Below are 20,077 nucleotides of genomic sequence, written 5' to 3' on the forward strand. Positions count from 1 at the left end.
GCCTGTTTTCCATCTGAAATGGGCCATTTATGGCGATAGGCGTACAAAGATGGGAGAGGTGCATTTTTCGTCTCTCCGGCACCAAATAGAAAGCCCCTGATTCGCAAGAGTCAGGGGCTTTTTGCATGTCGGCCTGCAATCAGGCTATGTGCGAAATCAGCTCGGGTCAGACAACTCTAGAACCTGCAGCCTGTCTTTCAGAGCCGAGTTCTTTTCATGTGCGTGCTCACCGTAATGCACCTCGCGATGGCAAGACGGGCAAAGTGCAGCAACAAACTGCGGGTGATCGGGCCCTCCGTCAGACAGCCGCGTGGTGTGGTGAGGTTCTAGATACAACAAGCCGCCCTTTCTGCGAAACGGCGCCGGCTGCTCGCAAAGCTCGCATTTCCCCGCCGCGCGTCGCAGCACATAGTCGCGCACTGCACGACTGCGTTCATAAATCGTGCGACTGCCCTTCTTGCTGTCACCCGATCCGTCGACCTTCGACGCGGCAATTGCTCGACTTCTAAATTCTTGAAGCGTCATGCCCTCATCCGGCTCAACTGCCGGGGAAAGCTCAAGCCGCTCCAAACGCGCAACGGGCGCCAAATGAAAAATAATCGCCTGCCGCAAATTGCCCTTGAGATCAGGCGCGGTGACCCATTCGTGATCTTGATAAATGAACTCGCCAAGATACTTTTGGAGCTTACGCTTGGCCTTCCCTTTTCCTTCCACAACAGTGCGGAATAGATGTAGCGCTTTGCCTCTGCTCGAGTGGCTCTTAATCGCAAGATTGCCCCGCTCAAACCTCATATCGCCTTCTTGTCCTTCGCCAAAGAATAAGAAGGTGCCTTCATCGTCATATCGGTCGTGGTAACCATAGCGCTCACCACTTTCGCCAGTAAACAAGAACGTAACAGGCGATCTTGCCGAATCAGAAATTCCGCCTTGTCTCCCACCTCCATACGGGATATTTAGATTTGGCCATCGGTCATAAACGTGGCCCAGATCAAACGAAGGGAGATCGGGGTCAGCTATCGGAGGTGAAGCGCTTTTTTCTTTCATCCTCAACCTGCCGAGGAATTGAATGCCGACTCGCAAATCGACATCGATCTTTTCGCTTGAAAGCTATCGCGCTGAGACCGCATTGCACGACCTGCGTAGGAGTTACCGTTCATCACCCGCCCTGAATTAACGATTCGTGACACACTTTAACGTCAATCGTTCGAGCTAGCTAACTATTGGTTCGCGAACGATCGGCGCGCGGGTTCGATGAGGCGACGATCTACAGGGAAGAAGTGCGGTTGTGGCGTCTGCCGTCCTGCACGACTGTAAAGTCCCTCTGTCTCGACCGATACACTTGTTTCATGATCAGGGCCTGCCGGCGACGTCCACCCCTCCGACGCGAGCACAGCCCGAATCAGCAATTTCCTTGGCAATGGGCAATAGGAGAGCCTCAACATGACCGATGCGACTGACGCAACGTCAGGCACCGCGCTTGTCGACTTCGCGCAACTTGCAGCCCATTTGGAGCAATTCGCCACGGAGCGCGACTGGGCCCAGTTCCATTCCCCCAAGAACTTGGTCATGGCGCTGACCGGAGAAGTTGGCGAACTGAACGAAATCTTCCAGTGGATGCCCGAAGAAGCGTCCAAGGAAGCCGGCCGCAATCCGCAAACGGCCCAAGCCGTTAAAGACGAACTTGCAGACGTTTTGCTCTACCTCGTTCGCCTGTCTTCCGTGCTCGGCGTGGACCTTGATGCCGCCGTTCAACAGAAGCTGAAGGCCAACGCCCTGCGCTACCCCGCAGACAAGGTGCGTGGCAGCAGCCAAAAGCACAGCCGGTCCGAAGCTGGCGAATCCGGGAAGGACTGATGTGATCGTCTACGAGGCCGACAAGAAGCAATTTCTCAGCGACAACAACGACCGCGACATCGAAGACGTCATCCTTGCCAAGTACTTCAGCGCCACGGGCCGCAAAGTGCCGGCGGCGGAGATGAGGGCGTGGCGCGATTCGCTCGGGTACATGTCGAAGGTGCTCAGCGACTCCGAGATTCCGAATGACGTTGGGGTGGCTGTCGAGCTTCACATTCCGCAAAGCTCCAAGCGCATCGACATCAGCCTGACCGGGCGAGGTCACGACAACACCAAGAACGTCGTCATCGTCGAACTCAAGCAATGGGACAAGGTGAAGTCTTCGATGAAAGACGCGCTGGTCAGCACCTACCTCGGCGGCGGGCACCGCGAGGTGGTGCACCCTTCGTACCAAGCGTGGTCCTATGCGTCGCTGATGGAGGGGTTCAACGAAGCCGTTTACTCCGGCGGCATCGCCGTCCAGGCTTGCGCCTACCTGCACAACTACGAGCGCGATGGCGTCATCGACTCGCCCCACTACGCCGACTACATCGCAAAGGCCCCGCTATTTTTGCGCGGTGAGACCGAGCGCGGCATGCTGCGCAATTTCATCAAGCAGCACATCAAGTTCGGTGACCCGAGCGTGCTCTACGAACTGGCCAACGGCCGCATCCGGCCATCGAAAGCACTCAGTGACAGCCTTGCAGGGCTGCTCAAGGGCAATGCCGAGTTCATCTTGATCGATGACCAGAAAGAGGTCTACGAGCACATCTTGGCCGCCGGCCGGTCCGCATCGAGCACGAACCCAAAAGTGGTGATCGTCGAAGGCGGCCCCGGAACGGGCAAGACAGTTCTTGCCATCAACGCACTCGTTACCTTGATGGGGGCCGGACTGAACTGCAAGTACGTTTCGAAGAACGCTGCGCCCCGGCGTGTCTACGAGACCAAGCTCGTCGGGACGATGAAGCGCACGCACTACGTCAACCTGTTCACTGGCTCGGGCGGCTTCATCAATACACCCGCCGACCAATTCGATGTGCTGATCGTGGACGAGGCGCACCGCCTGAACGAAAAGAGCGGGCTGTACGGCAACCTGGGCGAGAACCAAGTCAAAGAGCTCATAGCTGCCGCGAAGTGCACCGTGTTCTTCATCGACGAAGACCAGCGCGTGGCGCTGAGCGACATCGGCACCAAGCAGACCATTCGCGACTTCGGTGTCGGCAAAGGCGCGGAGGTGTCGCAGCACGAACTGGCCTCGCAGTTCAGGTGCAGCGGGTCAGACGGCTACATCGCGTGGCTGGACGACACGCTCGGTGTGCGAGAAACCGCCAACAAGATGCTGACGCCCGCAGAGTTCGATTTTCAGGTCTTCAGCACGCCCGACCAGCTGCACGCCTCGATCGCCGCCAAGAACACGACCGGTACCGCGCGCGTGGTCGCCGGTTACTGCTGGCCATGGACCAGCAAGAAAGATCCGAAGGCCTTCGACATCGTCATCGGCAGCTACCGGAAGCGCTGGAACCTCGACGTCGACGGCAGCTTGTGGATCATTGCGCCGAACTCGATCAACGAAGTGGGCTGCATTCACACCTGCCAGGGCCTGGAGGTGGACTACATCGGCGTCATCATCGGGCCGGACCTGATCGTGCGAGACGGCCACGTTCGCACCGAGCCAACGGCACGAGACCGCTTCGACAAAACCCTGCGCGGCCACAAGACCCGCGCCAAAACCAACCCAAAAAACGCCGCTGCAGCAGCCGACCTCATCATCAAGAACACCTACCGCACGCTCATGACGCGCGGCATGAAAGGGTGTTACGTCTACTGCAGCGACGAAGAGACCGCGCTCTACTTTCGCGACCGGCTGTCACCCGGTGCGCTTGCCGCGGTCTTCACCAAACCTTGAAAGCGATCCGTCAGATCAGCGGCGGGCGCTGGCGCTCGCCGGCTGAGGGGCTCCTTCAGGCTTGGCTTGTGGCCGATCCATCGCGTTGAGCCGCTTCAACAGCTCCTGGGCGAGCCGGGCAACATCGTCCGCTAGGTCGGACGCGATCCACATGATGTTGTCCCGGTGCCGCTCCCCTATTCCCTCGAACCACTCGCTCCAGTCGCCGTAGCAGCAACTCAGCAGAGATTGCATTTGGGTCAACTTGTTCTCAAGAATGTCCAACGCGTCCGGGCCCTCGGCGGGGTCGGTGGGGGTGGGCGAGTTTTGCCCGGCGATAATTTGATCAGCCATTTGATGTGCACTCCTTCGAAAGATTGGCACGTTGATTGGTCAGACGGCCATGGTGTTAGCGCACCTTGGCCGTCGCCTCTTCTCTCTTTTGCCTCACATCGACACCGCTGCGGTGTGCATCGGTGTCACGCCGTGAGGCGCGGCGGTCATCAAATGTAGGGAGAGAAACGCTGCATTGGAAGCCTGGTGCTGCGAACAAATGCGCTTCTGCGCAACTTTGCCCGCATCCGCAAAGCCAAACAAAATAGCCGTCTGCGGCGACGAGAAATCGACATGCAAGACCCGCTCATCAGATCCGGCATCGGGCTACCGATCGCTTCATCGATCACGCCTTCGATGGCCTCTTCGCTCGGCCCTGCGCTCAGGCGCTGGCGCCTGCTCCACCGCGTGAAGCAATCGCACGCGGCGCAGCTCTTCAACGTGAACCAATCGACCATCTCCCGCTGGGAGTCCGGCGCGCAGGCGATGGAGCCGGCCGAGCGCGCGCGGGCCGAGCAGCTGCTGTCGGCCCGGCTCGACGCGGCTGCCGACCACGCGCTGGCCCGGCTGGTGGGCGAGAGCCCGCGCGCGGTGCACCTGGTGTGCGACATCACGCACCGCCTGCTGGCCTGCTCGGCGCGCAGGCAGGCCGAGTTCGGCGCGCCGCTGTCCACGCTGCTGGGCCGCTCGCTGTGGCGCTACGCCACGGCCGAGATCGCGGGCAAGGAGGCGCTGCTCGAGCGCATCGGCTGGCGCGACGCGCTGGCGCCGCCCTCGCTGGAGTTCGCCACGGGCACCAACGGATCGGCGCTGGTGCCCATCGTGCCCAGCGTGTGCCGGTGGACGCGCATGACGCTGTCCGATGGCACGTCGGCGCGGCTGGTCGAAACGCTGGACGAAACGCTGCCCGCGCCCTCGCTTCAATGACCCGCGCACCCGTCGCGCTCGCTGCGCGCATCGCCTTGGACATGGCCTTCGCCCTGGCGTTTGCGCTCGCCCTGGCCTTCGGGTTCCCGCCCGCTGCCGTGGCGGCCAGGCCCCTTCCCTATGACCCCACCATCGTCACGCTGCAGGGCACGCTGCTTTCCGCCGACGGCATGACGCCCGATGGCGTGAAGCTCAAGTTTCCGGCGATACGGCTGGCCGAGCCCATCGCCGTTGCCGAAGACGCGCCGCGCGACTGGCCCGCCGAACAAGGCGTGGTGCTGCTGCACATGGCGCTGGACCCCGCGAACATGGCCGCGTTCAAGCGCCTGAAGGGCCAGCGGGTGCAGGTGCGGGGCAAGCTCTTTCATGCGGACAACGGCAACCACCAGACGAACGTGCTGGTCTTTGCCGTGTCGATCGCACCCGCGAAGTAGCCGCCCGGTCAGTGACCATGTAGCGGGCCTTGTAACGGGCCATGTAGCGCACCAGCACGCATATCTCATGCGTGGACATCGCCACCCCGCCTGCCTACGATGCCCGGCGATGAACACCGAGACACTCAAGGGCAAGCTCGCCTTCCTGCGCGAAGCGGAAAAACTCAAGGACGTGCTGCGCAGCGGCCACACCTCTTCAGGCCGCGCCGAGAGCACGGCCGAGCACAGCTGGCGGTTGTGCCTGATGGCGATGGCCTTCGCCGAAGAGCTGGCGCCGCTCGACCTGCTGAAGGTGCTCAAGCTGTGCGTGGTGCACGACCTGGGCGAGGCGATCAACGGTGACATTCCGGCCATCAGCCAGGCCGCGCACCCCGACAAGAGCGCGCGCGAGCGCCACGACCTGCTCACGCTGATGGCGCCGCTGCAGCCACGCGGCGAGCCATCGCTCGGCCTGCACGGCGAGCTGCTCGCGCTGTGGGATGAGTACGACGCCGCCGCCACCCCCGAGGCCCAAGCGGTGAAGGCGCTCGACAAGCTGGAGACGATGCTGCAGCACAACCAGGGCGCGAACCCCGCGGATTTCGACTACGCCTTCAACCTGGGCTACGGCCGCAAGCACACGGGGACCACACCGCTGTTCAGCGCGCTGCGCGAGCTGGTCGATGCGGACACGCGGCGGCGCATGGCGCCCCTGCACGGCCAGCAGGCCGGTCCATAGCCGGTCGGCAACTCAGTCGCAGAACGCCGCAAGCCCCATGCCCCGGTCCGCGGCGCGCGAGAGCATGTCGTGCATGGCCTTGAAGGCGGCGGCCTGCCCGCGGTGGCTGGCCAGCGTGTCGGCCTTGGCGATGAACATCTCCAGCATCCTCACGACCTGCGCGGGGCTCAGCAGCGAGTCGTCGAAGTAGCGCAGGTTCAAGCCCGCTTGGCTGCATGCATCGAACAGCGCGGCCAGCGAGCCGTGCGCGTCGAAGTCGATGGCGCCCGCGCGCTCCAGGCCGCGCGGGTCCTTGGGCATGTGCGTGCGCGAGGGGTCGATGAAGTAGATGTCGAGCATGGCGCGCCGCCGCTCAGCAGCATGTTCGAGGGGAATGGGGGCCGGGTCCAGCGGCTGCCATCGCAATGCCACCCGCAGCCCCGGCCCGCGACTGCGTACAGGTCGATGGCACTGGGGCATGCATAAAAAATCAGCGCTCGCGCTGCGCCCGGGCTACTCGTAGCAACCGCGTGCCAGCAGCGTGACGCGGTAGATGCGGTCTTCAAGAAAGCTGTGCAGCACATGCACGTCGCACAGGTCGGTGCGCCACAACTGGTAGCCGTCGTCCTCGTCCAACACCTGCCTGACCAGTTGCCCCGCAGCCTTCGCGGTTGCCACGTCGAGGGGGTCGCTCATCTGCAGGCCCCAAGGCAAGGGGCCCGCATAGCCGCTGCTCTGAAAATCCAGGTCGGCTCTGTAGCGCACGCCGCTCAGGCAGGGTTGGCGGGTGCGCGGTGCTTCGGGTATGAAGTCCGCCATGTCGGCACCGGGCTTGAAATAGAGCTCCATGCCGAGCTGCTCGGAGTAGTCGGCCTCGCCGTACTCGGCAATCTCGCGCGCTTTCTTGCCGAGCGAAAAGATGTCGAACCGCGCATCGCCTCGCAGCTCGTCGAGCGGCCGGCCGAAGTGTTCTGCGAACTGCTCTGGCGATGGCACCGCGCTTGCCAGCACCGGCGTCACGCGGGGCGGAGTCAATGTCACCAGCTTGAGCCGGCCGGTGCCCTGCTCAAAGCTCGCGTCCACTTCGGCATCCGCCAGAGGCCATCGCGCCTTCGAGACCTTCAAGCCCACGCGCCACATTTCCGCGGGCGAGCCCAGTCGCTGCAACACATCGCCCACCATCTCGTCCGCTCGGAACGACAGAGGCAAGGCGCCCGCGTACGGGGACCATTGCGCATTGAAATGCAGCATCAGCGTGACCCGGCTGAGTATCAAACTGCCCTGGCTGCGAGGCGGGCCGTATCGCGCCTCGTAGTGATCGGCATCGGTGAAGAACAAGTAGATGCCCAACCCCGGATTCACGAGCGAAAGGCGATGGTCGGCACGGGCCTTCTTCAACGCCTCCTGGTCCAGCCATTCGAGTTGCTCCCAGCCCTCGATCAGTGCTTGCACCGGCGCACTCTCCCAGGCGTGCCCCAGCAGATGGTTGCTTGCCTGCAAGGCGTGAGCCTGGTTGTTCATTTGCGACGCCGGGGCATGCACGCCTTCACTTGAACGGGAGGGTGATCGACACGATCTTCACCGCGCCGTCGTCCCTGTACCTGGCACGCATCTGAAAGCCGTCCTTGAGCCATTGGTCCCACTCGATGACATCGTCCTCTTCTTCGGTGCGCGCGGGCGTGCCGAACTCTCGAAGTGCGTCTTCGCGGGTCGCGACGGGGCCGGTGCTGAACGGAATCGGCCCGGTGTAGGGCGTGAAGGTCTTGCTGCCGGCGACATAGGCAAACACGGCCACCAGAATGGCTTCGCCGGCGTCCTTGGGTTCGGCATAGGTCCTGATGTAGTCCTCTCGCTCGTTGAAGGTCAAGGACAGGCCCTGCGCATGAAACTCCATGCCCTCCACACCTTGCGAGCGAAGCTTTTTCATGGAAAGAGAAGAGATGCTCCCGCCGGCGGACTTCATCAGTTCCGCGAGTCCGGCGTTCAGCTCGGAGCATCCAATGAAGGGCAACAGTTCGGTCAATGTCATGGTGTGTTTCCTGTTTTCATTCATCGACGGATTTCATGATTTTCTTCAACCATTTCTTCCATTCGCCGTGCGTCATTTTCGTGATCTCGTCGGCCGCTTTTTTGTAAGCCCCTTTGCAGCCGGGGTCGTACTTGTCGATGGACTCGAGAATCTTGTCCGTGTTCTCCTTGGCCGCTCGCTGCAGGTCTTGCATGTCCCTGTCGGGGCGCTTGAGGCCGTCGATCTTCTGGTGCTGCCGACCACCGTAGGTTTCGCTGTGCTTCTGGTGGAGCTCGCCCGGGATCGCAATGGTCGGCGCATTTTCGACGATGGCCGCGATCTCAAGGGCATTCAGGGCTTCGCCCTTGACCTCGCGAGCAGCCCTGAGCAGCGCCTCCTTGGAAGGCACATGATCCCAGTTCACGCCGGCGTTGTCGTGGTTGTTGCGGTCCTTGTAGGGGCCTTTCTGTCCGCACTTGGGCTTTGGCTTGGGCTTCTTCTTGACCTGGGTGTCCTTCTTCTTGGAGCCACCCGACTCGGCCTTTGAAGCGGCCTTCTTTTCCGCCGCTTCCTGCGCCGCTTCCTGCGCCGCTTTTTCGGCCGCGGCCTCCGCGGCTTCCTTCTCGAGCTTCTCTTTCGCAATGCGCTCCGCGAGCAGCTTCTCGGCCTGCTTGATCCCGGCGCGCTCGCCGCCTTTCAACGCCCCCTTGATCGCCACCTTGCCCGCCTTGGCGGCGATGCCGCCGCCGGGCACCAGGTTGGCCGCCGCCGACGCGCCGGAGATCGCGGCATTCGCGTAGTCGCCTTCGGCCGCGTAGATGGCCGCGTTGGCACCATCCGAAAAAATACCCACCACCGGAATGACGCCGCCGATGTCGAGCACCGTGTGCGTGACCGAGCTGCCCCAGCTGCTCCACCAGCTCTCTTCCTTCGGCGTCTCGGGCTTCACCTCGGGGTTGGCCTGCTGCGCCTTGGCGGCGGTCGAAGGGGTTTCGCCGACCACGGTGCCCAGGGTGTTGCCGTTGGCGTTGGTGCCGGGCTTGCGTGGCTTGAGCTCGGGCAGCTCGAGCGTGGGCTTTTCTTGCCGCAGCGCCGCGTACTGCTCGTGCGACATGTTCCAGGTGTTCTGCGCCGGCCCCAGGTCGGACGGAAAGTACAGCAGCGACACCGAGTCGGCGTAGTTGTAGCCCACCAGCCGCCCGCCATTGCCGACCGACCTGCTGAACGCGGGAGCGATGTCCACCGTGACGGCCATGCGCGCTACTTTCCGTTCATCCAGAACAGGTCGTCGTGGCGCACGAGCAGCTTGCCCTCGGCGCGCACGGTGCGGCTGTGGTCCTTGGGGTAGCACTTGCCCTGCACGGTGCCGCTCTTCACGCCCTTGGCGGCACCGGCCGCGTCGCCGATGGTGGTGGGCACCACGCTCATGTCGTAGACCACCACCGGGTGCCCGTTGGCGCGCACGCTGCTGGCCACCGCGGTGGTGCTCGCCAGCTGCGCGGTGACCGGATACGGCACAGGCGGAATGGCGCTCCCCATCGGGGTCTTGCACACATCAGGCGCCAGGCTCACGACGCGCCAGCTGCCCTGCTTGCGGGCGGCGACGTTGGCGGTCATGCCACGGGCTCCATCGCGCCCGGTGCGGGGGCCGCGTGCGGCGCGGGGCGAACCAATGGCGCGGCGGGGTCGGTCTCGAAGCGCGCCTCGACGACCCGCACGGGCGCGTCCGACGGAATCCACACCCGGTGCACCAGCGACAGCGTCATGGCCTGCGCATCGACGAGCAGCGTGTCGGTCACCATGGGCAGGGGCAGGAGCGCGCCGTTTTCCAGCCGCAGCAGCACCAGCGCGCGGTGCCCAGGCAGCGTGACGCGCAAGTGGCCGTCGGGCGTCGATGCCGGCTCGCTCAGGTTCCACAGCTCGATGCATGCATCGGGCGGCAGGTAGGGCACCTGCTGGTCGGCGGGCGCGGCGTTCCAGTAGCCGAAGTCGAGGTCGTGCGGCGGCCAGGGGTGGCGCTGCGCGAGCCAGGCATCGTCGTAGGTGCCGGCCAGCGCCAGCCGCGGCGCCCAGGCCCGGCCCACCACGCCCAGGCCGGCCGGCGCGCGCCCGTAGCCCCTGGCGGTTTCTGCCATGGCCTGCGCGTCCAGGCCGGTGCCGGCATGTGTGGCGAGCAGGGGCTGGTGCATGCGCTCGTGCGCGAATTCGATGCGCGGCGCCGGCATGCGCTCGATGTCGGGCAGGCCGGCGTGGCGCGCCTGCTCGATGGCGCGCCGGTCCAGCCACCCCTGGCCGAGGGGGTTCGAAAAGCACACCTCGTTCAGCAGCGGCGGCGCGTCGTCGCGCGCACCGGGCTTGCGCAGCAAGGTACGGCCGCCAAACGCGTGCTCCCATCGCATGTCCAGGCTCAGCATGGGCTCGCTGGCGGTGCGCGCCCATTCGCGCCCGTTGCGCAGGTAGAAGAGCGACGGACCGCTCACGCGCAAGCGCTTGTCGAGCACGGCGCGCGGCGCGGCTTGCGCGCTGGCACGCTGGCGCTCGTCGTCCCACGCGGCTTGCTGCTGCGAGGTGAGCCGTGCGCCCGGGTGCAGGGGCCGGGGCGGCTCGGGGGCCCGCACCCACTGGCGGCCGGCCGTCACCTTCACGCGCACTTCCCATTCGCTTGCCGCCACGCCGTGGGGCGCATGGGCGGTGGCATTCACGATCACGTCGCAGCGCGGCTTGCAGGGTGCGAGGTCGCTCTCTTCGCGCGGGCTCGACGCGCCCTCCTCGCCCCAGTAGGCGTCGGCCATTGCCAGCGGCACGGGGTCGTCGTCGTTCACTTCGGCCGCCCACCCGCCACGCGCACCCTGCATGAGCCGGTAGCCCACCTTCATCGCGACCACCCGGTACTCGCGGTCGCTGGGCGTGGCCGCGCGAAAGCACAGGGCGTCGAAGGGCGTGAGATTGCGGAACTCCACGGTGCGTGTTTTCTTCGTGGGGTCAGTTGAGGTCGATGTCCTTGCCGCTCACCTGCACAGGCCCGCTCGCGGAGAAATCGAACGAGGAGCCGTTGATGGTCACCACGCCCTGCGAGGTCATGACCAGCGAGCTCTTGCCACACACCAGCTCGATGCGCTCGCCGGCCTGCAGCGTCAGCGTCTTGCCTACATCGACCCGCTTCGACAACCCCACTGCTCCGTCTGCATCAACGCCACCGTGGTGTTCATCGCCGCGCCCACCGACACCTGGTAGCCCAGCCCGATGGTCAGCGCCTTGGCCAGCCCGATGGTTTCGGCCTTGGCCAGCGCCACGGTTTCCATCTTCGCTCCGCCCACGGTCACGCTGCGGTGCTCGCCGATGTGGATGGTTTCGTTCAGCCCCACGGTCTCGGTGCGGTTCATGCCGATGCCGATGGTCTCGTTCAGGTCGACGCGCTCGGTGCGGTTCTTGTGCACCGTGATGCGCTCGTCGAGGTCCACGGTCTCGGTGCGGTTCTTGTGGATGGTGATGGTCTCGTTGCCGTCCACGGTCTCGGTGCGGTCGTTGTGCACCGTGATGGTTTCGTCGTGGTCCACGGTTTCGGTGCGGTCGTGCTTCACGTGCACGGTCTCGTCGTGGTCCACCGTCTTGCTGCGGTCGTGGCCCACCCAGTGGGTCTCGTCGTTCTCGACCTCGATGTCCTGGTTGCGCTCGGCGTGCAGCCACAGCTGCTCGGCGCCCTTCTTGTCCTCGAAGCGCAGGGCGTTGGCGTTGGCGTCGCTCGCGCCTTCGCTGCTGCGCGTGAGCAGGCCGCTTTGCGTGGCGTTGGCCGGCAGCGCCCACGGCGGCATGTTGTCGGCGTTGTAGACGCGGCCGGTGACGATGGGGCGGTCGGGGTCGCCATGCTCGAAGTCGACGATCACCTCCTGCCCGATGCGGGGTATCTGGATGCCGCCGAAGTTGGTGCCGGCCCAGGGCGACGACACGCGCACCCAGCAGGAGCTGTTCTCGTCCTTGCTGCAGTAGCGGTTCCAGTGAAAGCTGAGCTTCACGCGGCCGTACTCGTCGGTCCATATCTCGCGGCCCGCGGGCCCGGTGACGATGGCGGTCTGCGGGCCGGTGGTGCGCGGGCGCGGCACGGCGGGCGCGGCGCAGCGGATCACCTTGCTGCTGGGAATGACCTCGAAGTCGACCCGGCACTCGAAGGCCTGCTGCCCGCTGGCGTCGCCGATGTCCTGCACCCGCAGGTGCGCGTCGGTCACCAGGTACTCGCGGTTGGACTCGTTCTGCGGATGCCGCTCCAGCGTGAGCAGGCAGCCCGGCACCACGGCGCGCAGGTTGCCCGAGCCGCTGGCGCGCTCGCCCTGGCTGCCCTGCTCTTCCATACGCGTGCGCGCCAGCTGCTCGCCCTCGGACTCGACCCCGTAGTCGCCCGGCCATCCGTAGCGCTCCTGCGTGTTCTGCGCGGTCTTGCGCGGCATGGCGCTCACCTGCTGCAGGCGCGCCTTGGGCCGCTTGAAGTCGAAGTCGTCGGTCACCCAGCGGCCGCTCTGCAGCGTTTCGCAGGCGTTGAAGCGGTCGCAGTGCTCTTCGCGCACGGTGTCTTCGGCGCCGTGGAAGGGCACCTTCTGGTACGCGGCGTTGGCGTAGGGCTGGTGCGCGGCCATGTCGTCGACGATCACCATCCGGTGGCTGCCGTCGGCGTGCGCGAAGAAGTAGTACAGGCCCCACTCGTGCAGCAGCCGCGCGATGAAGTCGTGGTCGCTCTCGCCGTACTGCACCTGGAACTCGCGCGTCGGGTAGCTGCGCGAGGCCTTGATCTCGTGCGCGAAGTCGTAGTCGCCCAGCACCTCGGCCACGATGTCGAGCACGCTCTTGTTCTGGAAGATGCGGTAGTCGCTCGTGCGCGTGGCCAGCGTGAGCCAGGGCTCGATGACGGCCTCGTACAGCGCGCGCCGGCCCTCCAGCCGCAGGAAGCGCACGCGCGTGACCAGGCCCGAGATGTGGCGCTTCTCTTCCCCCGCGCCGGGGCGCCCGTCGAGCACCAGGTGCACGGTGAACGCCTGGCCCACCAGCTGCTTGATGTCGACATTGGCCGCCTGCCGCTCGTTGAAGCCGGCCTGGTCGGGCGTGCCCAGGGTGACGGTGTAGCGAAACAGGCTGCCCAGGCCTTCGTCGCCCTCGATGGCGATGGGCTCCAGCGCCGGTTGGCCGCCCAAGGTCGGCATCGCGGCCGACGACGCGGTCAGGACGCGAACGGACTGCGCGGCGCCTGGTGGCATGACACTCTCCCTGGTATTCGAATCGACTTGCGAATGGCACAGGCGCGCGCAGCAAGCGACGCCTGCGGCGTTGCCATGCAAAGTGCCTGTGCGGTTGCGTGAATGCGCGGCTGGGAGGCGCGCGCGTGTGTGTTTGCGCGCTCCCCGTTGTTGTCGTTCTTGCCGCGCTGCGCGCGCCTTCCCTCTTCTGCCGTTCCCTGTGGCCTCTTTGGCCTCTTTGGCCTCTTGGGCCCTTTGGCCTCTTCGGCTCCTTTGGCCCTGCGCGTCCTCTTGCGCGTGCAAGAGGACCGCCGCAGCGGGGTCAGGCTTCCTTGTTTTCCTTCAGGTTCCAGCCCAGCACCGTCTCGGCGCCCTTGCCGCCCTTGTCGGTCTGTTCCCAGTACTGCTGCTTCACCTTCGCGGCCTGGAAGGCGTACTGCACGAACACCGCGTCGGAGCCCTGCTCGGCGGTGTACTGCACCGAAGTGACCAGCACTTCTTCGAGGGTGACGCGGGTGTATTCGATCTGCGAGCCGCCGGCCTTGCACACCGACACCTCGACCTTGGCCAGGTGCTTGCCGCTGGCGCAGTTCTTCAGCACGGAAGGCGCGGCCTTGTCGATGCGCGCGAGCACTTGCAGGTCGTTGAAGCTGGCCTTGCCCACGCCGCCTCCGCCGCCGCTCACCATGTTGCCGGGTTGGGTCGCGCCCCAGGCGAAGGACTTGATGTCGCTCCACTCCTTGTGGTTCGCGTCCTTCGATTCGCCGCCTGCGCCTTCGACGCGCATGAACATGTCTACTGCCATGAAATCAACTCCCTCAGTTGTTGCGTGTCCGTTCGGACACTGTGAAAACCAGCCATCAACCAACCACGTTTGCCTGCAGGATGACGGCCGCGAAATAAACTTTGATGACACCCGGGCGCTGGTGACACAGCGGGGCCGGGATATTTCTCAAGAGCAACGCTTTCGCGCTACATCGCACCTTCGAATCCATTCTTGCCCACTGTGCGTTCGATCAAACGTCGACACAGTGTTTGCAAGGCGCCCGATTTTTAACAAACTTTTTGCAATTGATCGACAGCTTTCGCAGATCTTTTTTGTCGATCTCTTCACGTCGCGCGCCAAACAAAACAATAAGTTTTAAGTTGATGCATCGCCCGATGAGGCAATGAGACAAAGGCTTCTTTGGCGATGACTTCGGCGCGGGTCTCCGGGCGCGCGAGGCTCGAACCTTAGGCGAGGGGTATTCGCGCAGCCAGTGCCGAAGGTCATGCGCAAAAAGCACTACAGGCCCCGCGCGGGGGCCTGCAGTGCGACAAAAAAAAAGCAAGAACCTCAGCGGCGCGCCACGTCCACCACGGCCTTGGCGAACACCTCGGGCGCTTCCTGCGGCAGGTTGTGGCCGATGCCGCCGGTGGCCGTGCGGTGCTCGTAGGGGCCCGAGAACTTCTTCGCGTAGGCGGCGGGCTCGGGGTGCGGCGCGCCGTTGGCATCGCCTTCGAGCGTGATGGTGGGCACGCCGATCACCGGGGCCTTGGCGAGCCTGTCTTCCAGCGGCTGGTACCTGGCCTCGCCCTCGGCCAGGCCAAGGCGCCAGCGGTAGTTGTGCACGGTGATGGCCACGTGGTCGGGGTTGTCGAGCGCGGCGGCGCTGCGATCGAAGGTGGCGTCGTCGAGCGCCCACTTGGGCGACGCGGTCTGCCAGATGAGCTTGGCGAAGTCGTGCCGGTTCTTCTCGTAGCCCGCGCGGCCGCGCTCGGTGGCGAAGTAGTACTGGTACCACCACTGCAGCTCGGCGGCGGGCGGTAGCGGCGTCTTGCCTGCCTCCTGGCTGCCGATGAGGTAGCCGCTGACCGACACCAGCGCCTTCACGCGCTCGGGCCACAGCGCGGCCATGATGCAGGCCGTGCGCGCGCCCCAGTCGCAGCCGGCGACGGTGGCGGTCTTGATCTTCAGCGCGTCCATCAGGGCAATGATGTCGACCGCCACCACCGACTGCTGGCCGTTGCGCGCCGTGTCGACCGACAGGAAACGCGTGCTGCCGTAGCCGCGCAGGTACGGCACGATCACCCGAAAGCCCGCGGCGGCCAGCAGTGGCGCCACGTCGACGAACATGTGGATGTCGTAGGGCCAGCCGTGCAGCAGGAACACGGGCTCGCCGGTGGCGGGGCCGGCCTCGTAATAGCCGACGTTGAGCGAGCCGGCATCGATGCTCTTCAAGGGCTCGAGGCGGCGCAGCGGGACTTGCGCGTTCTTCGGTGCGGAGGCACCCGACGACTGGGCGAAGGCAGGCAGGGCCACCGCGAGCTGGGCGGCGGCCACGCCGAGCGCGGCGGTGCCGAGGAACGAGCGGCGGGGAAGCTGGAAGGGAGCGGACATGGGGATCTCCTTTTTGCGTAGCAAGAGTTAGCGGTTGAACAGCGTCGAATAGGGTTGAAGGGCGGTCGATGCCTTGCTCGTGAGTGACACGTGCAAGCGTTGCAGCGACTGACGGCCGCGATCTTCTTCCCCTGGCCGCGGAAGAACCGGCGTTTCGTATCGCTGTGTATCGACGGGGGTTTTGCAGACACTAAATTTCATTCGGCAGGACCGAGGCGGCCCGGCCGCGCGCAGTTCATCGGTGGCCCGCTGCATGCATCCACGTCTTTCGCCGCAACGAGAATGCGGCCTTCCGCAGCATCGACAGACGTTCACACCCATGCCCCTGCCAAAGACCTTCATCCATCGCATCGCCTTCGCGGCGCTGGTTCTCTGCGCGGGCACGCCGTGCCTTGCCGCGAATCCCACGGCGCAACAACAGCAGCAACAACAGCAACAGCAACCCCAGGCAGCAACGCCCGGCATGGCCAAGGCAGCGCCCGGCACGCCCGTGCCCGCCGGCTCGCCGCGGGCCGGGCCCATTTACTTCCAGTTCGCCATCTACTACGCCAAGCCCCCGGCCACCGACCCGATGGCCGCGTTGCGCAGCCGGCTCGCCAAGCTGGGCAGCCCCAAGCTGCTGGGCGCCATGCCCACGCCCGCGCAGGCGACCGAGCCCGTGGTCTTCGCGAACTGGAACACCACCACCGTGCTGCAGGACTACCGCGCGCCCAGCCTGGAGATGCTGCAGCGCTTCGGCCGTGGCCTCTCGCGCGAGCAGGCCGAAGCCCTGCAGAAGGCCGACCGCGCGCTGGTGCTCGACTTCGCGCACCCCGCGCAGCAGTCGTCCGCCGCCATGCTGAAGGCGCTGCAGCTCGCGCAACAGGTGGCGCGCGACACCAACGGCCTGCTCTGGGACGAGGAAACGCGCGAGGTCTTCACGCCCGACGCGTGGCAGGCGCGGCGCATCGACTCGTGGTCGGGCAACGTGCCCGACATGGCGAAGCAGACCGTCATTCACGCCTACCGCAGCGACTCGCTGGTGCGGGCCATCACGCTGGGCATGTCGAAGTTCGGGCTGCCCGACGTGGTGGTGAGCGACTTCGCATGGTCGAGCAACCGCGCCATGGGCAACCTGGTGAACACCTTCGCGCAGGCGCTGGGCGAAGGCGCCACGCTGCCGCGCGCCGGCCAGTACGACCTGGACGTGCGCGCGCTGCGCCACGCCGCCGCGCGCGACCCGCTGCTGGCCAACCTGAAGCCCAACGCCAGCGCCACGGCGAAGCTCTCCCTGGTTACCGGCAAGTGGGAAGACGGCGACCCGCGCAACTGGCTGTACGAGATTCGCTTCGACCGTTACGCCGGCCCCGACCGCTACGCGCAGCAGACGGCCATGCTGGTCGCGGCCTTCGGCGCCGACGAAGACGCGGTCACGCGGCTGAAGCACAACGACGAGCTGCGCGCGGCCAGCAAGGCGGCCAATGCGCAGCTGCCCCAGCTGCGCGAGGCCTTCGCCAAGGGCTTGCAGCCCGGCGAATACATCCTGGTGAAGGCGCCCTTCGCCACGCGCGACGGCGGCAACGAATGGATGTGGGTGGAGGTCGCGAAGTGGAACGGCGACACCATCGAAGGGCTGCTGAAGAACGAGCCGGTCGACGTGCCCAGCCTGCACGCGGGTCAGATGGTGAAGGTGTCGCAGGCCAAGGTCTTCGACTACGCGCGCAGGCACCCTGACGGGCGTGAAGAAGGCAACGAGACGAGCAAGATCATCCAGCGCATGCAAGGAGGAGCGAAGAAGTGAGCACCGTGAACAACCCCCTGCCGCAACGCACGTTGCAACGCATCTACCTGCTGCTGGTGGCCGTGGTGGTGCTGGTGGGTTGCTGGGTCGCGCCCATCGACACGCCCGCGCGCGAGCAGGTCAACGACGGGCTGAAGCGCGCGCTGACCACCTTCGCCGCGGCGCGCGCGCTGGGCGCGGTGGTGTCGGTGGCGCAGGGCACGCAGGTCGATGCCACGCCCGGCGGCGTGGGCGTGAGCTTTGCGCCGGGCCAGGCGCTGAAGCCGCTGAACGAGCTCATCGAGCAGTTCGCGGCCATCATGCTGGCGGCCAGCGTGTCTTTCGGCATCCAGCTGATGCTGCTGAACATCGGCGCGCACCATCTCATGTCGTGGCTGGTGAGCGGCGTGGCGCTGGCGTGGGTGGCATGGCGCTGGCAGCGCGGGCGTTCGCCGCGCTGGCTGCAGTCGCTGCTCATCGGGCTGCTGCTGGTGCGCTTCGCGGTGCCGCTGAGCGCCGTGGCCAATGAAGGCCTCTACCGCGCCTTCATGGCGAACGACTACCAGACGGCGTTGTCGGGCATCGAGAAATCGCCCACCGCCGTGGTCGACGCCACGCAGGAGGCGCCCGTCGCGCAAGAGGGTTGGCGCGACCGCGTCGAGCGCTGGCTGCCCAAGCTGCCCAACCTGAAAGCGACCTACGAGCAGATCCTGAAGTCCGCCTCCGACTGGGCCGAGCGCATCGTGAAGCTCATCGCCCTCTTCGTGCTGCAGACCATCGTGCTGCCGCTGGTGTTCCTGTTCGCGGCGTGGCGACTGGCGCGGGCCGCGATACGGGAGCCGGTGGTTCGCACGGCAGTCGCTTAACGGCCCGCGGCGCACGCAAACAAACGGGCAATCAAGCAGCAGGCATCAGCCGCACACGTTGCGCCCTTCCGGCGAGCCGCGCAGCCGGTTCAGGAAGGCCAGCTGCACCTTCGCGGTTTCGCTGCCCTGCACGGCCGCGCGGTGCATCCACTCGCGCGCCTCGCAGCGGTCGGCCCGCACAGCCGGACCATACAGCGTGGGACCGCTCAGCAGCACCATGCCGAGCATTTCCTGCGCCTCGGCGTTGCCCTCTTCGGCAGCCTGCCGAAGCAGTTCGAGCATGCCGCGGTAGTCGCGATCGGCCTGCGCCTCGAGCGCCATCTGAAAGCGCTGCTCCGCCTGGATCTGCGCGCTGGCGTCGGACAGGTTGGCCGCGAACAGCGCCGCCACCAGGCACAGCAGGCCCGAGAGGCAGATGCGCCAGCGCAGCGACCAGCTGGCGATCTGGTTGAGTTCGGATGACATCGTCGGTTCTCCACGAATGAGGTGAACGACATGGTCTCGCGAGCGCGTGCTTCGCGGAAGCTGGAATTGGCGCAGCCTGCCTCAGCGGCTGGCTGAGGCCCGGCCTGCTGTGTTCATGCAATGCTCAGAACAGCGACAGCACCGCCGCGTTCACCGCGTAGCCGCCCACTGTCAGGAACACGAACAGCAGCGCCCCCAGCTTCAGCGGCTGCACCCCAGCGCGGCGCAGGCTCGCGACGCTGGTGCGCAGGCCCATCGCGGCCATGGCGGTGGCCAGCAGCAGGGTGTCGAGCTGCACCAGCCGCGCCACCAGTTCATGCGGCAGCACGCCCAGCGAATGCACCGCGCTCACCGCGATGAACAGCACCGCGAACCACGGCACGCGCACCTGGCTGCAGCATTGGCGGAAGCCGGCCGCGCCCTGCGTGGCCGCGCCCTTGAACGATGCGGCGGCCTGGAACGACAGCACCATCAGGAACGGCGCCAGCATCATCACGCGCAGCATCTTCTCGACCACCGCCGCGTTGGCCGCCGCGGGCCCGATGGCATCGCCCACCGCCACCACCTGCGCCACCTCGTGGATGGTCGAGCCCGCGAACAGGCCGAAGGCATGCTCCGACAGCCCCAGGTACGGGAACACCAGCGGGTAGGCCACCATCGACAGCGTGCCGAACACCACCACCGTGGCCACCGCGACGGACACCTTGTGCTCTTCACCACGCACCACCGGTTGCGTGGCCATGACGGCCGCGGCGCCGCAGATGGCGCTGCCCGCGCCGATGAGCGCGGCCGTCTGCCGGTCGAGCCCCAGCCAGCGCGTGCCCACGTACAGCGCCACGCAGAAGGTGAGCGCCACCATGGCCGCGGCGATCAGCAGGCCGGGCCAGCCGACCGCGCCGATGTCGTGCAGCGAAATGCGAAAGCCGTACAGCACGATGCCCGCGCGCAGCAGCGTGCTGCGCGCGAAGTCCACGCCCGGCCCGGCCCGCTCGGCCACCGGCGCGAACACGGTGTTGCCCACCACCATGCCCAGCGCGATGGCCAACGTGAGCGCGCTCAGGCCCATCCGCAGCATCGGCCCCCACTGCGCGAGCAGCGCCGCCACGCCCGCGAGCAGCAGGGCCAGCAGCACGCCGGGCCAGCGGGTGCGAAGAAAGCTGAAGCCCTGAAAGGTCAAGCCCGAAAGCCCGGACAGCGAAGCGACGAATGACTGCATGGGCCCAAGGTTAGAAACTGGCACCCCATGAGTCAAAGACATAAACTTCACC

22 protein-coding genes are annotated in these 20,077 nt (G+C 65.7%); 7 read left to right on the forward strand and 15 right to left on the reverse strand.

The window, feature by feature from the left end; translation table 11 throughout:
• Positions 1-156 precede the first annotated feature (156 nt).
• Positions 157-1,044 carry an HNH endonuclease gene (locus QTI51_RS23685; RefSeq protein ID WP_116911135.1) on the reverse strand — a complete coding sequence of 296 codons (888 nt, stop codon included), beginning with the start codon at positions 1,042-1,044 and terminating at the stop codon, positions 157-159.
• A 396-nt stretch (positions 1,045-1,440) separates the two neighbouring features.
• Between QTI51_RS23685 and QTI51_RS23690 the strand changes: the two genes are divergently transcribed.
• Both QTI51_RS23690 and QTI51_RS23695 read left to right on the forward strand, forming a co-directional pair.
• Entirely contained in the window at positions 1,441-1,854 is a 414-nt protein-coding gene (locus tag QTI51_RS23690; RefSeq protein ID WP_116911065.1) for a nucleotide pyrophosphohydrolase, read from the forward strand.
• A 1-nt stretch (position 1,855) separates the two neighbouring features.
• Positions 1,856-3,739, forward strand: coding sequence for a DUF2075 domain-containing protein (locus tag QTI51_RS23695; RefSeq protein ID WP_116911064.1), 1,884 nt, complete (start codon positions 1,856-1,858; stop codon positions 3,737-3,739).
• Positions 3,740-3,754: 15 nt separating this feature from the next.
• Here the strand turns inward: QTI51_RS23695 and QTI51_RS23700 are convergent, their stop codons facing one another.
• Both QTI51_RS23700 and QTI51_RS23705 read right to left on the reverse strand, forming a co-directional pair.
• Entirely contained in the window at positions 3,755-4,072 is a 318-nt protein-coding gene (locus QTI51_RS23700; RefSeq protein WP_286516415.1) for a hypothetical protein, read from the reverse strand.
• Positions 4,073-4,165: 93 nt separating this feature from the next.
• Positions 4,166-4,351, reverse strand: coding sequence for a hypothetical protein (locus QTI51_RS23705; protein WP_132748895.1), 186 nt, complete (start codon positions 4,349-4,351; stop codon positions 4,166-4,168).
• A gap of 57 nt (positions 4,352-4,408) precedes the next feature.
• Between QTI51_RS23705 and QTI51_RS23710 the strand changes: the two genes are divergently transcribed.
• The 3 genes from QTI51_RS23710 to QTI51_RS23720 all read left to right on the forward strand — a co-directional run bounded on the left by QTI51_RS23710 (position 4,409) and on the right by QTI51_RS23720 (position 6,130).
• Entirely contained in the window at positions 4,409-4,978 is a 570-nt protein-coding gene (locus QTI51_RS23710) for a helix-turn-helix transcriptional regulator (RefSeq protein WP_116911063.1), read from the forward strand.
• Complete coding sequence (locus QTI51_RS23715; protein WP_116911062.1) at positions 4,975-5,412, forward strand: DUF4431 domain-containing protein; 438 nt, start codon at positions 4,975-4,977, stop codon at positions 5,410-5,412. The genes QTI51_RS23710 and QTI51_RS23715 overlap by 4 nt, the downstream gene beginning before the upstream one ends.
• A 109-nt stretch (positions 5,413-5,521) precedes the next feature.
• A complete protein-coding gene (locus tag QTI51_RS23720; protein ID WP_116911061.1) occupies positions 5,522-6,130 on the forward strand; it encodes an HD domain-containing protein in 609 nt (202 codons plus the stop codon).
• A 12-nt stretch (positions 6,131-6,142) separates the two neighbouring features.
• Here QTI51_RS23720 and QTI51_RS23725 read toward each other — a convergent pair whose 3' ends face one another.
• The 10 genes from QTI51_RS23725 to QTI51_RS23770 all read right to left on the reverse strand — a co-directional run bounded on the left by QTI51_RS23725 (position 6,143) and on the right by QTI51_RS23770 (position 15,719).
• Positions 6,143-6,469 carry a hypothetical protein gene (locus tag QTI51_RS23725; RefSeq protein WP_116911060.1) on the reverse strand — a complete coding sequence of 109 codons (327 nt, stop codon included), beginning with the start codon at positions 6,467-6,469 and terminating at the stop codon, positions 6,143-6,145.
• A gap of 153 nt (positions 6,470-6,622) precedes the next feature.
• Positions 6,623-7,630: a hypothetical protein gene (locus QTI51_RS23730; protein ID WP_116911059.1), complete on the reverse strand. Its 1,008-nt coding sequence runs from the start codon at positions 7,628-7,630 to the stop codon at positions 6,623-6,625.
• Between the two features lie 25 nt (positions 7,631-7,655).
• Positions 7,656-8,138: a hypothetical protein gene (locus tag QTI51_RS23735; protein WP_286516414.1), complete on the reverse strand. Its 483-nt coding sequence runs from the start codon at positions 8,136-8,138 to the stop codon at positions 7,656-7,658.
• Between the two features lie 16 nt (positions 8,139-8,154).
• The gene (locus QTI51_RS23740; RefSeq protein WP_286516412.1) at positions 8,155-9,372 is read right to left on the reverse strand and encodes a hypothetical protein; all 1,218 of its coding nucleotides are present in this window, start codon (positions 9,370-9,372) and stop codon (positions 8,155-8,157) included.
• 5 nt (positions 9,373-9,377) lie between these two features.
• On the reverse strand, positions 9,378-9,734 hold the full coding sequence (locus QTI51_RS23745) for a DUF4150 domain-containing protein (RefSeq protein ID WP_116911056.1): 357 nt from the start codon (positions 9,732-9,734) through the stop codon (positions 9,378-9,380).
• Complete coding sequence (locus QTI51_RS23750) at positions 9,731-11,077, reverse strand: DUF2169 family type VI secretion system accessory protein (RefSeq protein WP_116911055.1); 1,347 nt, start codon at positions 11,075-11,077, stop codon at positions 9,731-9,733. Before QTI51_RS23750 ends, QTI51_RS23745 begins: the two co-directional genes overlap by 4 nt.
• Positions 11,078-11,099: 22 nt before the next feature.
• Entirely contained in the window at positions 11,100-11,285 is a 186-nt protein-coding gene (locus QTI51_RS23755; RefSeq protein ID WP_286516410.1) for a hypothetical protein, read from the reverse strand.
• Positions 11,264-13,360, reverse strand: coding sequence for a type VI secretion system Vgr family protein (locus tag QTI51_RS23760; protein ID WP_286516409.1), 2,097 nt, complete (start codon positions 13,358-13,360; stop codon positions 11,264-11,266). Before QTI51_RS23760 ends, QTI51_RS23755 begins: the two co-directional genes overlap by 22 nt.
• A 301-nt stretch (positions 13,361-13,661) precedes the next feature.
• Complete coding sequence (locus QTI51_RS23765) at positions 13,662-14,144, reverse strand: Hcp family type VI secretion system effector (protein WP_116911054.1); 483 nt, start codon at positions 14,142-14,144, stop codon at positions 13,662-13,664.
• Between the two features lie 531 nt (positions 14,145-14,675).
• On the reverse strand, positions 14,676-15,719 hold the full coding sequence (locus QTI51_RS23770) for an alpha/beta fold hydrolase (protein WP_116911053.1): 1,044 nt from the start codon (positions 15,717-15,719) through the stop codon (positions 14,676-14,678).
• Positions 15,720-16,038: 319 nt separating this feature from the next.
• Between QTI51_RS23770 and QTI51_RS23775 the strand changes: the two genes are divergently transcribed.
• A complete protein-coding gene (locus QTI51_RS23775) occupies positions 16,039-17,499 on the forward strand; it encodes a DUF2314 domain-containing protein (protein ID WP_116911052.1) in 1,461 nt (486 codons plus the stop codon).
• The gene (locus QTI51_RS23780) at positions 17,496-18,344 is read left to right on the forward strand and encodes a hypothetical protein (protein WP_116911051.1); all 849 of its coding nucleotides are present in this window, start codon (positions 17,496-17,498) and stop codon (positions 18,342-18,344) included. The genes QTI51_RS23775 and QTI51_RS23780 overlap by 4 nt, the downstream gene beginning before the upstream one ends.
• 45 nt (positions 18,345-18,389) lie before the next feature.
• On the opposite strand, the gene QTI51_RS23785 is transcribed toward QTI51_RS23780, so the two are convergent.
• Together QTI51_RS23785 and QTI51_RS23790 are read right to left on the reverse strand one after the other, a co-directional pair.
• Positions 18,390-18,809: an SEL1-like repeat protein gene (locus tag QTI51_RS23785; RefSeq protein ID WP_116911050.1), complete on the reverse strand. Its 420-nt coding sequence runs from the start codon at positions 18,807-18,809 to the stop codon at positions 18,390-18,392.
• 124 nt (positions 18,810-18,933) lie between these two features.
• Positions 18,934-20,025 (reverse strand): YeiH family protein, encoded by a 1,092-nt coding sequence (locus tag QTI51_RS23790; RefSeq protein WP_116911049.1) that lies wholly within the window; start codon positions 20,023-20,025, stop codon positions 18,934-18,936.
• Positions 20,026-20,077: the final 52 nt, after the last annotated feature.

The organism is Variovorax sp. J22G73 (assembly GCF_030317035.1).
GTDB lineage: Bacteria > Pseudomonadota > Gammaproteobacteria > Burkholderiales > Burkholderiaceae_C > Variovorax.